Genomic DNA, 14768 nt, shown 5'->3' with positions numbered 1-14768 from the left:
ACGCCGGCGCGGGCCGTGCGGGGCGTGGGTCAGAGCTTGAACTTGCCGACCAGCGTCTGCAGATGGCCACCCAGGCGCGCCAGCTCGACGCTCGAGGCGGCGGTCTGTTCGCTGGCCGCGGCCGTCTGTTCGGACACTTCGCGCACGTTCAGCACACTGCGGTTGATCTCTTCGGCCACTGCGCTCTGCTCCTCCGACGCCGTGGCAATCTGCACGTTCATCGACTCGATGGTGGCCACCGAGCGGCTGATGCTCATCAGCGACGTGCCAGCACGGCGGGTCAGCTCGACGCTGTCAGTGGTCAGGCTGCGGCTTTTCTCCAGGCTGTCCGCCACCTCTTGAGTGCCACGGTGCAAACCACCGATCAGCCCCTCGATCTCTTCGGTCGACACCTGCGTGCGTTGCGCCAGGCTGCGCACTTCATCGGCCACCACGGCAAAGCCACGTCCGGCCTCACCGGCGCGTGCCGCCTCGATCGCGGCATTCAAGGCGAGCAAGTTGGTCTGCTGGGCCACCGACTTGATCACGTCGAGCACCGAGCCGATCTTGTCGCTCTCGCGCTTGAGTTCGGCCATGGCCTGGGTCGAGTGGCCCACTTCGACATCCAGGTGGGTGATCTGGGCAATGGCCTGGGTCACCACACTGTCGCTCTCACGCGCTTGCTGGGCGGCATCGGCGGCCGCGTTGGAGGCCTCTTCGGCGCTGCGGGCGACTTCCTGGACGGTGCTGACCATCTCGTTCATGGCCGTGGCCACCTGGTCGGTCTCGACCTTCTGGCCGTTCACGCCGTTGCTGGTCTGCTCGGTGACCGCAGACAACTGGTGCGCCGCGCTGGCGATCTGCACGACGCCGTCACGCAGCCCGCCGATCAACTCACGCAGGTTCATGGTCATGCGCTGCATGCTGGCCTGCAACATGCCCAGTTCATCACGTCGCGAGACGTGCAGGTCATGGCTCAGATCGCCATCGGCGACCCGCTCTGCGCTCTGCAGCGCCTGTTTCAGCGGCAAGAAAATCAACCGGGTAATCAGCCACGCGGCGACGACGCCGAACATCAATGCCATCAGCGTGGCCACCAGCAGCCGCTCGATGGACGATGCGACTTCATTGTCACGCTTGGTCGACTGGCTGTCAGACAACTGCTCGCAGGCGGCCAGCAGGCTTTTGATCTCGACATCCAGGCCCGCCTGGGCTTGCTTCACAGCGGCGTCGTTGCCCGCTTGCAGGGCGCGGCTGAAGTCCTGGAAGTGGCGGGCGTAGTTGTCCACCGCGGTATTGGCCTGCGCGATCAGGCGCAGGTCCGTGGCGCTGGTGAGTTGTTGCGACAGTTGCTCGATGGTCTGGTTGACGTTGCCAATCACCTTGACCACCACCTCGGCGTGCGCGGTATCCGTTGTCAGCGTGTAGCTCAAGCGAGCAATGCGCATGTCCCGCGCAAGCTCGTTGATGGTGGCAATCGCACTGAGCTTGGCGCTACGTTCCCCCAGGCCCTGCAAGCCGCCCCAGCCGATCCCGGCGATGACCACCGTAAGCAACAGAACCAGGGTGAAACCCAAGGTCAGTTTGGCCCTGACACTGATGTCTGCCAATCCCTTCGCAAGTGCATCGAACATGTACAGCCCTTATTTTTTGATCGTTTAGTAATAGTTTTATGATCGAACGGATCCGCACGCAGGGCGCGCCAGCAATACGCCGACGTGCACCTGGAAAGCGGCAGCCACGTGGCGGATCCGAGCGTTATCGATGGGACATGAATACAAACGCAAACGTACGCAGAGCCTGAACACCGCTGGACAAACACAGGTGCAGGCCTGGAAGAAAGGAGGGGTACGAAAACGGTAGTGGCACTCAGCCATCAAGCGGGCGGCAATATACCGCCTGGACATGCACTTCGACAACGCGTGACAGCGTGCAGGAGGGGGAAATTGAAGGCACGAACGTACCAGCGGACGCGGCAAAACCTGCCCACGCCCGCCAGCCAGGTATTGGTTACTGCAGCGTCGAATGCTGCCCCAGCACCGCATCGGTAACCCGACTCAGGGTTTCGCCGATGTGCCCGCCCAACAAGTCCAGGGCACGCTGGCTGTCACGCGCCAGCACGGCGTTCATCAACTGCTTGTGCTCGTCGTTCTTGTGCCGCTCGACCTTGCGCCTCAGCGCCGAGAAGCGCCGGTAGCGTTCGGCGCGGTCGAACAACGAGTCGATGGTGCGCAGCAGCAAGGCCGAACGACAGCCGCCGAACAAGGCAAAGTGGAACGCCTTGTGCCGCTCCGACCAATCGTCATCGAGCGCGACCGGCAGGCCGCCGAGCTTCTTCTCGGCGACCCCGAGGCGGTGGAACGCGCCGAGGATATCGGCCTCCCAGGCGTCATCACCGTGGGCAATGGCGTCCGCCAGGGCTTCACGCTCGAGCAGGATGCGCAGGTGGGTGATCTCCTGGAAATCCTTGACCGACAAGCCGGCAACGCGAAAGCCCTTGTTCTCGCTGGCTTCGACGATGCCTTCCTGGGCCAGGCGATTGAGCGCCTCGCGGATGGGCGAACTGCTCAGCCCATAGGCTTTTGACAGCTCTGCCACCTTGAGCTTTTCACCGGGGGGCAACTCGCAGCAGATGATGGATTTCTTCATCTGCGCTAGCGCGACTTCAATCAACGATCCGCTGTGATTGCTGAGCATGGGTGTCATCCGATAAATATTGCACTGATGGCAATTTTATGCGCAAAAAACTCTTTGTGCAATTTTATGCGTCGCCAATCGTCGCCTTCACCCCCCGCCAAAAACCTCCTCGATCCACACACGCTTTTTCTTGACTTTAAAAAAGCATGGATTTACTTTTTGTGCACAAAGTCATCCTTAGGGCAAATTAAAACCAATAATGCACAATCAGGCATGCGCTTCGGAACCTGCCGAACCCGCTGTCGACCCTTGCCGCAGACGTAAATCGATTCGCTTCAACAACAATAAAAAAGCAGAAGAGGTTTCCATGAAAATGCCGCAAAACCGCTCCGGCCCGGCCGAGCGCCTGCCCCGTCTGACCAGCGTCCTTGGCGCCGCCATCGCCTTGTGCAGCTCGGTCAATGCTGCCGCGTTCCAGTTTGACACCGGCATCCCCGAGCTCACCACCAGCTGGGACAACACCCTCAAGTACAGCAACGCCTTTCGCCTCAAGGGCCGCGAAGACAACGTCGCCGCCGGCCCAGGCACCTCGGTGCCCAACCCGAACATGGACGACGGCGACCGCAACTTCAGCAGCGGCCTGATCTCCAACCGCGTCGACCTGCTCTCCGAACTGGACATCCGCTACGAGGAGGTCGGCGCCCGCCTGAGCGGCGCGGCCTGGTACGACTCGGTGTACAACGACAGCAACGACAACGATTCGCCCGGCACCGCCAACGCCTTGAGCGTGCGCAACGACCGCTTTACCGACGACACGCGCAAGCTGCACGGGCGCAAGGGCGAGCTGCTCGATGCCTTCGTCTATGGCTCACGCGACATCGGCAGCACGCGGCTCTCGGGACGCCTTGGGCAGTTCACCCAGATCTACGGCGAGAGCCTGTTCTTCGGTGCCAACGGCATCGCCAACGCGCAGTCCACGGTCGACCTGGTCAAGCTGCAATCGGTGCCCGGCTCGCAGTTCAAGGAAATCCTCCTGCCGACCCAGCAGGTCTCCGGCAACTGGCAACTGACCGACACCATCAGCGTCGGCGCCTACTACCAGTTCGAGTGGAACAAGACCCGCCTGCCCGGCTCCGGCAGCTACTTCAGCGGCGGCGACTTTGTCGGTGACGGCGCCGAAAGCGTGTACTTCCCGACCGGCCGCCTGACCCGCGGCGCGAGCATCAACGCCAGGGACTCCGGGCAGTTCGGTGGGCAGGTGAAGTTCAGCCTGGACGATTGGGAGTTCGGCCTGTATGCCGCCAAGTACCACGAGAAGACGCCGATTTTCTACTTCCGCCCGGCGGCCCTGATCCCCGGCAACGACGACAGCTACGTCAACGTCTACGCCGAAGACGTCAAGGTCTTCGGCGCCAGCTTCAGCACCCTGGTGGGCGAGGCCAACGTCGCCGGTGAACTGTCGATGCGCGTCGACACCCCGCTGGCCCCCACCGGCGGCGTGGTGATCGCCGGCATGGGCGCCGACAACGACCAGCACGCGGCCTATCCGCTGGGCAACTCGCTGCATGCGCAGGTCTCGATGATCAACATCTACGCCGGCAACAGCCTGTGGGATGGCGCCTCGCTGGTCGGCGAACTGGCCTTCAACCGGCGCCTGAGCGTGAAGAAGAACGCCGAACTGCTCGACCCCAACACCACCCGCGACGCCTATTCGCTGCGCTTCACCTTCGAGCCGCAGTACTTCCAGGTGCTGCCGGGGGTCGACCTGCAGATCCCCATTACCGTCGGCTACACCCCGTACGGGCGCTCGTCGGTCACCCCGCAGGCGTTCTCCCCCGAGCATGGCGGTGACTTCACCGTGGCGCTCAAGGCCGACTACCAGAAGGCCTGGTACGCCTCGCTCAGCTACACCAACTTCTTTGGTGATGGCGGCCCGATCATCGACGAGAACAATGCCTACACGTTCCAGCAGACCCTCAAGGATCGTGACTTCGTCGCCTTCTCGATCCAGCGCACGTTCTGATGCCCGCCCTGCCCCGGAGAATCACCATGAAACAGCACACGCCTTTGGTATCCCTGCTGAGCGTGCTCAGCCTGGTCTGCGGCCAGGCCATTGCCGCGGTCAGCGCCGAACAGGCCAACACCCTGAAAACCACCCTGACGCCGATGGGCGCAGAAAAAGCCGGCAACGCCGACGGCAGCATCCCAGCCTGGACCGGCGGCCTGACCCGGGACGTGCCCGGCGCCAAGTTCGGTGACGTGCCGGCCGACCCGTTCCCGGGCGAACGCCCGCTGTTGCAGATTACCGCCAAGAACGCCGCGCAGTATGCCGACAAGCTCAGCGAAGGGACCCGCGCGCTGCTCCAGCAATACCCCGACAGCTTCCACCTGGACGTGTACCCCACTCACCGCAGCGCCGCGGCACCAGACTGGACCTACGCCAACACCCTGAAGAACGCCAGCGACTGCCAGCTGACCGAGAACGGCCTGTCGGTGCAAGGCTGCTACGGCGGCGTGCCGTTCCCGATCCCGGCCAACGGCAGCGAAGTGATCTGGAACTTCCTCCTGCGCACCGAAGCCGAGTCCATCGAGCATGGCTACCGCAACATGATCGGCAACTCCGATGGCAGCCGCACCCTGGCCAGCCGCGGCGTCGAGAACTGGCAATACCCGTACTACTACAAAGGCGGCAACGCGCAGAGCTGGCCAGGCCAGTACGTGCTGTTGCGCTTCCTCACCAGCGAGCCGCCGTTCAAGGCCGGTGAATCGCTGGTCACCCACGACAGCATCGATGCCGCCAGCCCGCGCCAGGCCTGGCAGTACCTGGTCGGCCAACGCCGCGTGCGGCGTGCGCCGACCGTGGGCTACGACACGCCCGACTTCGTCGCCTCGGGGGCCAACTACTTCGACGAGGTGCACGGTTTCATCGGCCACCCTGACCGCTACCAGTGGAAGCTGATCGGCAAGAAGGAGATGTACATCCCCTACAACCTCAACGCCTTCCATGCGGCCAAGCCGGACGAGGTGTACACCGAAAAAACCCTCAACTCGGACAAGATGCGCTGGGAGCTGCACCGCGTCTGGGAAGTCGAAGCCACGGTGGCACCGGGCAAGCGCCACGCCGTGCCGAAACGCCGCTTCTACATCGACGAAGACAGCTGGACCGTGTCGCTGGTCGACGGCTACGACGCCCAGGGCAAGCTCTGGCGCGTGACCCAGGCGCTGCCGTTCGTGGTGCCGGCGATCCCTGCCGTGGTGGTCAAGCCGGTGGTCATCTACAACCTCCAGGCCAAGACCTACAGCGTGGTGCAGGGCCTCAACGGCGAAACCTACAAGGTGGTCGCACGCAAGCCGGAGAATTTCTTTACCGGCAACGCGGTGGCCTCGGGCTCAGTGCGTTAAGCCCGACCAGGTAACACCTGAGACGGGCCCCGCGCCCGCCTCACCCGCCGATTGTCGAGGTAGTGATGGCCATAAAAACAAAGCTCCATGCCTGTGCAGTACCCACACTGTTGTCCTTGGCCTTGGCCAGTCTTGGCCTGGGCGCCCTGCCCGCCAGCGCCGCAACCCTTGACGCGCCCCTGTATGAGCGGCCTGCGTTGCACAGCGAACTGGCGGCGCGGGCCCTGATGCTGGATGTCACCCGTGCCGGCGATCAGTTGCTGGCAGTGGGCGAACGCGGTTTCATTCTGCGCTCGCAAGACAACGGCCAGCGCTGGCAGCAGGTCCCCTCTCCGGTCAGCGTGACGCTGACCCAGGTCACCTTCGCCAGCCCCGAGCAAGGCTGGGCGGTCGGCCACGCCGGGGTGATCCTGCACAGCAGCGACGGTGGCCGCAGCTGGGTCAAGCAGCTCGATGGCAACCAGGCGGCGCAACTGGCCGTCGACGCGGCAACCGCCGCACATGCAGCACGCCCCGACGCCGACACCCAACGCCAGCTCGATGACGCACGGCAATTGCTGGACGACGGTGCCGACAAGCCGTTTCTCGCGGTGCACTTCTTCGACGCCCAGCGCGGGCTGGTGGTCGGCGCCTACGGGCTGGCCTTCGCCACGGCCGACGGCGGTGCGCACTGGCGCTCGATCAGCCAGCAGCTAGACAACCCTTCGGCGCTGCACCTGTACGACATTCTCGAACTCGATGGCAACGTCTTCATCGCTGCCGAGCAAGGCCTGCTGTTGCGCTCCAGTGACCACGGCGCGCACTTCACCGCCCTCGATACGCCGGCCACCGGCACGCTGTTCGGCCTGCTCGCCGGGCGCGAAAAGAGCCTGCTCGCGTTTGGCTTGCGCGGCAAGATCCTGCGTTCGGACGACCTGGGCGACAGCTGGCAGACCATCGCCAATGACCAGCCGGTAACCCTCACCGCCGGCGCCCGCGCCAGCGACGGTACGCTGCTGCTGGTCGACGAGACCGGCCGCGTCCTCACCAGCCAGGACCAAGGCCGGCACTTCACTGCCGCGCCCACCCAGGCCAGCTCGCTGACCAGCCTCAGTGAAACCGCTGACGGCCGCTTCATGCTCGCCGGTGTGCGCGGGCTGAGTGCGTTCTCCCTGCAAGATGGCCAACGGAGCAGCGCCCGTGAACAGTAAAGTGACCGCGCCCGACGACACCACCCTGCTCGACCTGAAAACCTTCGACAAGCAGTCCGGCAGCCTGGTCGAACGCCTGCTGTTCAACCACCGCGGCCTGGTCGTCGCGCTGTGCCTGCTGATCAGTGCCCTGCTCGGCTGGCAAGCGACCGACCTGCGCCTGAGCGCGGCCTTCGAAAAGATGATCCCGGTCGGCCACCCGTACATCGAGAACTACTTCAAGTACCGCGGCCAGCTCGGCGAGGGCGGCAACACCCTGCGCATCGCCCTGAGCAGCAAGCACGGCACGATCTACGACGCCGAGTACCTGGACACCCTCAAGCAGATCAACGACGCGCTGTTTCTGCTCGACGGCGTCGACCGTCCGTACATGAAGTCGTTGTGGACCCCAGCCACCCGCTGGATCGGCGTGACCGAAGAGGGCTTCGACGGCGGCCCGGTGATCCCCGACGACTACGACGGCTCCAGCGCGAGCATCGACCAGGTGAGGCAGAACCTCGAACGCTCCGGCGAGATCGGCCGCCTGGTCGCCGCCAACATGCGCTCGAGCGTGATCCTCCTGCCGCTGCAGGACACCAGCGCCGAGGGGGCGCAACCGCTGGACTACCACGCGCTGTCGCAACGCCTGGAGCAACTGCGCCAGCAATACGAAGGCGACCAGTACCAGATCGTCATCACCGGCTTTGCCAAGGTGGTCGGCGACCTGATGGACGGCCTGCTGCTGATGCAGGTGTTCTTCGCCGCTACCCTGGTGATCTGCGCGCTGGTGCTGTTCTGGTACACCCGCTGCCTGCGCAGCACCTTGCTGGTGTTGGCCTGCTCACTGATCGCCGTGGTCTGGCTGCTCGGCCTGCTGCCAACGCTGGGCTACCAGCTGGACCCGTACTCGATCCTGGTGCCGTTTCTGGTGTTCGCCATCGGCCTCAGCCATGGCGCGCAAAAGATGAACGGCATCATGCAGGACATCGGCCGCGGTGCCGACAAGCTGATTGCCGCGCGCTTCACCTTCCGCCGCCTGTTCCTCACCGGCCTGATGGCGCTGATGGCCGATGCCGTGGGCTTCGCGGTGTTGATGATCATCAATATTCCGGTGATCCAGGACCTTGCCGTGACCGCCACGGTGGGCGTCATGGTGCTGGTCCTGACCAACCTGGTGCTGTTGCCGATCCTGCTCTCGTACACCGGTGTGAGCCTGCGCGCCGCCCGCCGCGAAGCCGAGGCCGAGCGCCTGGCGCTGGGTGACCTGCAACATCGCCGCCATGCGCTGTGGGCGTTTCTGGACCGCTTCACCGAGCTCAAGTGGGCGCGCCTGGCCATTGCGGTGGCCGCGCTGCTGGGGGCGGTCGGGTTTGCCATCAGCCTGCAGGTCAAGGTCGGTGACCTCAACCCCGGCGCGCCGGAACTGCGCGCCGACTCGCGCTACAACCAGGACAACGCGTTCATGGTTGGCAACTATGCCGCCAGCAGCGACAAGTATGTGGTCATGGTGAAGACGCCGGCGTTCTACTGCGCCAACTACGACACGCTGGTCAGCGTCGATGCGCTCGAGGCGCGCTTGCAGCAGTTGCCTGGTGTGGTCTCCACCAGCTCCCTGGCGGCCTTGAGCAAACAGGCCGCCGCCGGCATGAACGAAGGCAGCCTGCGCTGGTATGAAATACCCAAGAACCAGGGCCTGCTGAACGCCATCATCACCCGTGCGCCGCGTGAGCTGTTCAACCAGAACTGCGACCTGCTGACCGTCAACGTGTTTCTCAGCGACCACAAGGCCGACACCCTGACCCGCGTGGCGCAGACCGTCGAGCAGTTCGCGGCGCAGCACAACACCGCCGACCTGCAGTTCATGTCGGCCGCGGGCAACGCCGGCATCGAGGCGGCGACCAACATCGTGGTCAAACGGGCCAACCTGCAGATGCTGCTGATGGTCTATGCCGCCGTGATCGTGCTGTGCCTGATCACCTTCCGCTCATGGCGGGCGGTGGTCTGCACGGTGCTGCCGCTGATGCTCACCTCGGTGCTGTGCGAGGCGCTGATGGTCGGCCTGGACATCGGCCTCAAGGTCGCCACCTTGCCGGTGATCGCGCTTGGCGTGGGGATCGGCGTGGACTACTCGCTGTACATCCTCAGCATCACCCTGGCCAACCTGCGCCAAGGCGCGAGCCTGTCCACCGCCTACTACACGGCGCTGCTGTCCACCGGCAAGGTGGTGGTGCTGACCGGCGTGACGCTCGGCGTGGCGGTGGCCACCTGGGTGCTGTCGCCGATCAAGTTCCAGGCCGACATGGGCATCCTGCTGGCGTTCATGTTCATCTGGAACATGCTCGGCGCGCTGATATTGACTCCCGCGCTGGCCAGGCTGCTGCTGCCGCAACCCCGGCCAGTGTGATCGACGCGCAGGCCCGCAACGCTCAGCGTGCGTTGCCGGCCTGCGCCGCGTCGACCAGGCCATCCAGCCACTCCTGATGGCCGTTGATCATCGGGTTTGGCTTCTGCTTGGCCAGCGCCTCGGCCGGCTTACCCTTCTGGGTTTCCTGGGTGAGGATACGCACCCGCCCGCCGGGCAAGTCTTCGATCAACCAGGCGTGATGCACATCGAGCCGGGTATCACCCTCACCCGCCCAGCCATGCCAGGCAATGCGCGCAGGCGCACCCGCCGCTGGCGGCACGAACTCGTTGCACTGCGCTTCAACCGGGAAACCGAAGGTCTCGAAGAAGAAGCACACGCCGTCTGCCAGTGGCGGGCCGTCATGCGCATGGAAGCGCACATTGGCCGAGTTGGCATAGTACGTCGGCCAGCGTTGCGGCTCGGCCAGCAGCGGCCAGACCTGCGCGGCGGTCAGGCCGCGAACGATCACTTCATTGGAAACGAAATTCTCGGTAAAACCCGGCAGGTAGCCTTCGGGCCAGTGGATTGCGTTCATGTGCGTGCCTCGCTGAATTGGACTGCAGCGAGCATGGGTGATAGCGTGAAATAACACCAATCGCGATAATTTATCCACCTCATCATGAATACTGATATCAGACACCTGGACCTCAACCTGCTCAAAGCGCTCGACGCACTGCTCGATGAGCGCAGCGTCACCCGCGCGGCCCAGCGCCTGGCGCTGACTCAGCCGGCCGTGAGCGGCATGTTGAACCGGCTGCGGGAAAGCTTCGATGACCCGTTGTTCGTCCGCGGGCAACGCGGGATCACCCCGACCCTGCGCGCAGAACAGCTGGCGATACCGGTCAAGCGCTTGCTGGCCGACATCGAAGGCTTGCTCAAGCCCAGCGAGTTCGACCCCAGCACCGCCCAGCTGACGGTCACCCTGGCGTCCACCGATTACGCCCTGCAGGCCGTGGTCGCGCCCTTCCTCGCGGCCTTGCGGCTGCGCGCGCCGAACGTGCGGGTGTGCGTGCTGCCGGTCGACGAGCAGGCGCTGCCGGCGCAGATGGAGCGCGGCGATGTCGACCTGGCGCTGCTCACCCCGCAGACCGTGGCCGCAGGGTTGCAGAGTGCGTTTCTGTTCGACGAGGCGTACGTCTGCCTGCTGCGTGCCGACCACGCCGATGCCAGTGGCCAGGCCATCAGCCTTGAGCGCTTTTGCGCGCTGGACCACGCCCTGGTGTCGCCCTCAGGCGGCGCGTTTCGGGGGGTGACCGATGATGCGCTGGCGCGTATCGGCAGAACACGGCGCGTGACCCTGTCGCTGAGCAGTTTTCTGGTCTTGCCACAGATCCTCATGACCAGCGACCTGATCGCAGTGGTGCCCAGCCGCCTCGCGCAGCAGCGGGACGGTTTGCGCGTGCTGCAGCCACCGATCGAAATCCCCGGGTTCAGCAAGACGCTGGCCTGGCATGAACGCACCGAGCGCGATCCGGCGCACCGCTGGATCCGCGCACTGCTGATCGAAACGGTCGCTGCGGCTCACAAGCTCTGCGAGCCATTGACGCCTTTCAAGGCCGCAGGGCCAACCGCCTGATAGCCCAGGGTCAGCATGAACACGATGGCGAACACCAGGACGATGGTCGGCGCTGGCGCACTGTCGAGGTAGAACGACAGGTACACACCGAGAAACGCGCAGGCCACCGCGACGATCAGCGCAAGCCACAGCATGTACTTGAGCTGGCGGGTCAACAGCGCGGCAATCGCGCCAGGCGCGATCAGCAGCGCAATGGCCAGGATCACCCCTGACGCCTTGAGCGCCCCCACCACCGCCAGCGAGATCAGGCACAGCAAGCCGTAATGCAGCCAGCCCGTGCGCAAGCCGACGGTGTGCGCCTGGATGGCATCGAAGGTGTGCAACATCAGGTCTTTCCACTTGATCGCGATGACCACGCTGGTCAGCAGCGCGATGCCGCCGCACATCCACAGGTCCTGGCTATTGGCGCCAAGAATGTCGCCGAAGAGGATGTGGTCCAGGTGCACGTCGGACTCGATCTTCAGGTACAGCACCAGCCCAAGGCCGAACATCCCCGAATAGACGATGCCCATGACCGTGTCTTGCTTGATCCGGCTGTTCTCCTTGAGAAAGCCCGTGGCGATGGCGCAGAACATGCCGGCGACGAATGCACCGATGGCGTAGGGAATGTGCAGGATGTAGGCAATCACCACGCCGGGGAACACCGCGTGGGCGATGGCATCGCCCAGCAAGGCCCAGCCTTTGAGTACCAGGAAGCACGACAACAATGCCATGGGGATGGCGATGAGCACGGCAATGCTCAAGGCGCTGACCATGAAGTCGAACCGAAACGGCTCCAGCACGACCTCGACCCAGCTCATGGCTGCACCTCCAGCGCTTGCCGGCGACGGCGGCGGGCAGCCAGCAGGCCGTGTTTGCGGGCAAACACGAAGACCAGCAGGAAGATCACCGTTTGCAGCACGACGATGACACCCCCGGTGGCCCCATCGAGGTAATAGCTCAGGTAGGTACCGGTCAGGCTGGTCAGGGCGCCGATGCACACGGCAATCACCAGCAGGCGTGGGAAACGGTCGCTGAGCAGGTAGGCGGTCGCGCCGGGGGTGATCACCATGCAGATGACCAGGAAGGCGCCCACCGTCTGCAATGCCGCGACGGTCGAGGCCGACAGCAAGGCGAAGAACAACAGTTTCAGCCGCCCGGGGTGGATACCGACCGCGCGGGCCTGGTTTTCGTCGAAGAACGTCAGCATCAGGTCGCGCCACTTGGCCAGCAGGACCACCAGCGTGACCACGCCGATAATGGCCAACTGCAGCGTGTCACTCGGGGTGATCGCGAGGATGTTGCCGAGCACGATGGTCTGGATGTTCACCGAGGTCGGCGACAGCGACACCATGAACAGGCCCAGGCCGAAGAACGAGGTGAAGATCATGCCGATCACCACGTCTTCCTTGAGCCGCGTGCGCCGCTGCAGGAACAGCAAGGCAGCGGACGCCAGGCCGCCGGCGAAAAAGGCGCCGAGCGAGAACGGCAAGCCGATCATGTAGGCCCCCGCTACGCCCGGCACGATCGAATGCGACAGCGCATCGCCAATCAGCGACCAGCCCTTGAGCATCAGGTAACAGGAGAGAAACGCGCACACCCCGCCGACCAGCGTCGACACCCACAGGGCATTGCGCATGTAGCCGTAGGCGAACGGCTCGAGCAGCAGTTCGATCATGAGTCGGCCTCGGTGTCGCTGTCGCGTTCGCGGCGTGCCGGGAAGCCGTTGCGCAGGATCAGCGGGCGCTCATCGTCACTGAACACGCTCACCAGCGGCTGCAGCGGTTGATCACCCGGCATCAGGGCGAAGTGGCGCAAGACCCCGCCGAAGGCCCGCTCGAGGTTGTCGCGGGTATAGACCTCGTCGGTCGGCCCGTGGGCCAGCACGGTGCCCTTGATCAGCACCACGCGGTCGCAGAACTCCGGTACCGACCCGAGGTTGTGGGTCGAGACCAGCATGATCCGGCCTTCTTCGCGCAGCTCCCGCAGCAACTGGATGATCTGGTCTTCGGTCTTTACATCGACGCCGGTGAACGGCTCGTCGAGCAGGATGATCCGGCTGTCCTGGGCCAACGCACGGGCGAGGAACACCCGTTTGCGCTGCCCGCCCGACAGCTCGCCGATCTGCCGTTTGCGCAAGTCAGCCATGTCGACCCGCTGCAACGCCGCGTCCACCGCCTGGTGGTCGGCGCGCCGGGCGATACGCAGCGGGCCCATGTGGCCATAACGGCCCATCATCACCACGTCCTCGACCAGCACCGGAAAGTCCCAGTCGACCTCCTCGGCCTGCGGCACATAGGCCGTGAATTTCTGCCGCAGGGCGCGCTCGGCGGGCATGCCGAGCACGCTGATGTGCCCGGCGGCCAGGCGTACCAGGCCCATGATCGCCTTGAACAGGGTGGATTTGCCCGAGCCGTTGATCCCCACCAAGGCGGTGATGGTGCCCATCGGCAGCTCGAAGCTGGCATCGTGCAGCGCGGTGTGGCCGTTGCGGTAGGTGACCGTAGCGCCCTGGACGACAATGCCCGCTTCGAGCGTCGTCGCGGCGGGCGGCGGTTCGCGGAACTGGTTCATTGCCCGGGTCCCTCGCTCAGCCCCTGGATGACGGTGTCGGTGGTGACCCGCAGCAAATCGAGATAGGTCGGCACCGGCCCATCGCCTGCGCTCAGCGAATCCACATAGAGCACACCGCCATAGCGCGCGCCGGTCTCGCGGGCAACCTGACGCGCGGGCTTGTCGGAGACGGTGCTCTCACTGAACACCGCCGCAATGGCATTGGCGCGCACGCCGTCGATGACCTTGCGCACCTGATTGGGCGTGCCCTGCTGGTCGGCGTTGATCGGCCAGAGGTACAGCTCCTTGAGGTCGAAGTCACGCGCCAGGTAAGAAAACGCCCCTTCGCTGCTGACCAGCCAGCGCTTGGCCGGTGGGATCTGCTCGATCCGCGCACGCAACGGCGCAATGGTTGCCTCGATGCGTGCCTTGTAGGCCTCGGCATTGTGCTGGTAGACCGCGGCGTTGGCCGGGTCGTAGCGCACCAGTGCGTCACGGATGTTGTCGACGTAGATCAATGCGTTGCGCGGCGACATCCAGGCGTGCGGGTTGGGCTTGCCGGTGTAGGGGCCGGCGACGATGCCCATGGGCTCGATACCGTCGGAGATGACCACCCCGGGTACTTGCTGCAGGCGCTCGAAAAACTTCTCGAACCACAGCTCGAGGTTCAGGCCGTTCCACAGGATCAGCTGGGCGCCCTGGGCGCGGCGCAGGTCACCGGGGGTCGGCGAATAGTTGTGGATTTCAGCGCCGGGCTTGGTGATCGACTCGACCACCGCGGCGTCACCGGCGACGTTGCGCGCCATGTCGGCAATGATGGTGAAGGTGGTGACCACCTTGAATTTTTCCGCGGCGCCCGCAGGCGAGGCGAGCAGGAGCACGCCGAGCAGCGTGCTGGCGAGGCGTATCAGCAGGGTACAGGGCTTGGCAGTATCGAACATCCGTCACTTCCACTTCACGTCAGAGGAAACGGCTAGGTTCACGGTAAGGCTGCCAACTTTGTGCAGGGGCCTGAGCGGCGTCAGAGGATCGTGCAGTTGGCTTGATAGGTCGGAGTATGGAGAGCTGT

The 14768-nt window shown here is 64.6% G+C and carries 12 protein-coding genes; 5 read left to right on the top strand and 7 right to left on the bottom strand.

The window, feature by feature from the left end:
- Positions 1-29: 29 nt before the first annotated feature.
- Positions 30-1613 (bottom strand): methyl-accepting chemotaxis protein, encoded by a 1584-nt coding sequence (locus tag CCOS865_RS13885; RefSeq protein WP_119141722.1) that lies wholly within the window; start codon positions 1611-1613, stop codon positions 30-32.
- Between the two features lie 376 nt (positions 1614-1989).
- The gene (locus CCOS865_RS13880; protein ID WP_119141720.1) at positions 1990-2676 is read right to left on the bottom strand and encodes a GntR family transcriptional regulator; all 687 of its coding nucleotides are present in this window, start codon (positions 2674-2676) and stop codon (positions 1990-1992) included.
- Between the two features lie 307 nt (positions 2677-2983).
- Here CCOS865_RS13880 and CCOS865_RS13875 point away from each other — a divergent pair, with 307 nt between their 5' ends.
- The 4 genes from CCOS865_RS13875 (at position 2984) to CCOS865_RS13860 (ending at position 9591) form a co-directional block, all read left to right on the top strand.
- The gene (locus CCOS865_RS13875; RefSeq protein WP_208644533.1) at positions 2984-4639 is read left to right on the top strand and encodes a DUF1302 domain-containing protein; all 1656 of its coding nucleotides are present in this window, start codon (positions 2984-2986) and stop codon (positions 4637-4639) included.
- 26 nt (positions 4640-4665) lie between these two features.
- Positions 4666-6018 (top strand): DUF1329 domain-containing protein, encoded by a 1353-nt coding sequence (locus CCOS865_RS13870; protein WP_119141718.1) that lies wholly within the window; start codon positions 4666-4668, stop codon positions 6016-6018.
- Between the two features lie 65 nt (positions 6019-6083).
- The gene (locus tag CCOS865_RS13865; RefSeq protein WP_244216107.1) at positions 6084-7208 is read left to right on the top strand and encodes a WD40/YVTN/BNR-like repeat-containing protein; all 1125 of its coding nucleotides are present in this window, start codon (positions 6084-6086) and stop codon (positions 7206-7208) included.
- Positions 7198-9591 (top strand): efflux RND transporter permease subunit, encoded by a 2394-nt coding sequence (locus tag CCOS865_RS13860; protein ID WP_244216106.1) that lies wholly within the window; start codon positions 7198-7200, stop codon positions 9589-9591. Before CCOS865_RS13865 ends, CCOS865_RS13860 begins: the two co-directional genes overlap by 11 nt.
- A 22-nt stretch (positions 9592-9613) precedes the next feature.
- Here CCOS865_RS13860 and CCOS865_RS13855 read toward each other — a convergent pair whose 3' ends face one another.
- Complete coding sequence (locus CCOS865_RS13855) at positions 9614-10126, bottom strand: SRPBCC family protein (protein ID WP_119141714.1); 513 nt, start codon at positions 10124-10126, stop codon at positions 9614-9616.
- An 84-nt stretch (positions 10127-10210) separates the two neighbouring features.
- Between CCOS865_RS13855 and CCOS865_RS13850 the strand changes: the two genes are divergently transcribed.
- On the top strand, positions 10211-11167 hold the full coding sequence (locus CCOS865_RS13850; protein WP_119141712.1) for a LysR family transcriptional regulator: 957 nt from the start codon (positions 10211-10213) through the stop codon (positions 11165-11167).
- Here CCOS865_RS13850 and CCOS865_RS13845 read toward each other — a convergent pair.
- From CCOS865_RS13845 to CCOS865_RS13830, 4 genes are read right to left on the bottom strand one after another with little or no spacing between them, the layout of a single operon-like run.
- A complete protein-coding gene (locus tag CCOS865_RS13845) occupies positions 11113-11967 on the bottom strand; it encodes a metal ABC transporter permease (RefSeq protein ID WP_119141710.1) in 855 nt (284 codons plus the stop codon). The genes CCOS865_RS13850 and CCOS865_RS13845 overlap by 55 nt on opposite strands.
- The gene (locus CCOS865_RS13840; protein WP_119141708.1) at positions 11964-12824 is read right to left on the bottom strand and encodes a metal ABC transporter permease; all 861 of its coding nucleotides are present in this window, start codon (positions 12822-12824) and stop codon (positions 11964-11966) included. The genes CCOS865_RS13845 and CCOS865_RS13840 overlap by 4 nt, the downstream gene beginning before the upstream one ends.
- Positions 12821-13720: a manganese/iron ABC transporter ATP-binding protein gene (locus CCOS865_RS13835; protein WP_119141706.1), complete on the bottom strand. Its 900-nt coding sequence runs from the start codon at positions 13718-13720 to the stop codon at positions 12821-12823. Before CCOS865_RS13835 ends, CCOS865_RS13840 begins: the two co-directional genes overlap by 4 nt.
- The gene (locus CCOS865_RS13830; RefSeq protein WP_119141704.1) at positions 13717-14640 is read right to left on the bottom strand and encodes a metal ABC transporter substrate-binding protein; all 924 of its coding nucleotides are present in this window, start codon (positions 14638-14640) and stop codon (positions 13717-13719) included. The genes CCOS865_RS13835 and CCOS865_RS13830 overlap by 4 nt, the downstream gene beginning before the upstream one ends.
- Positions 14641-14768: the final 128 nt, after the last annotated feature.

The sequence above is a fragment of the Pseudomonas reidholzensis genome, from assembly GCF_900536025.1.
Lineage (GTDB): Bacteria > Pseudomonadota > Gammaproteobacteria > Pseudomonadales > Pseudomonadaceae > Aquipseudomonas > Aquipseudomonas reidholzensis.
Note: the sequence above shows the minus strand (reverse complement) of the source record. Positions and strands in the feature narration are given on the sequence as shown.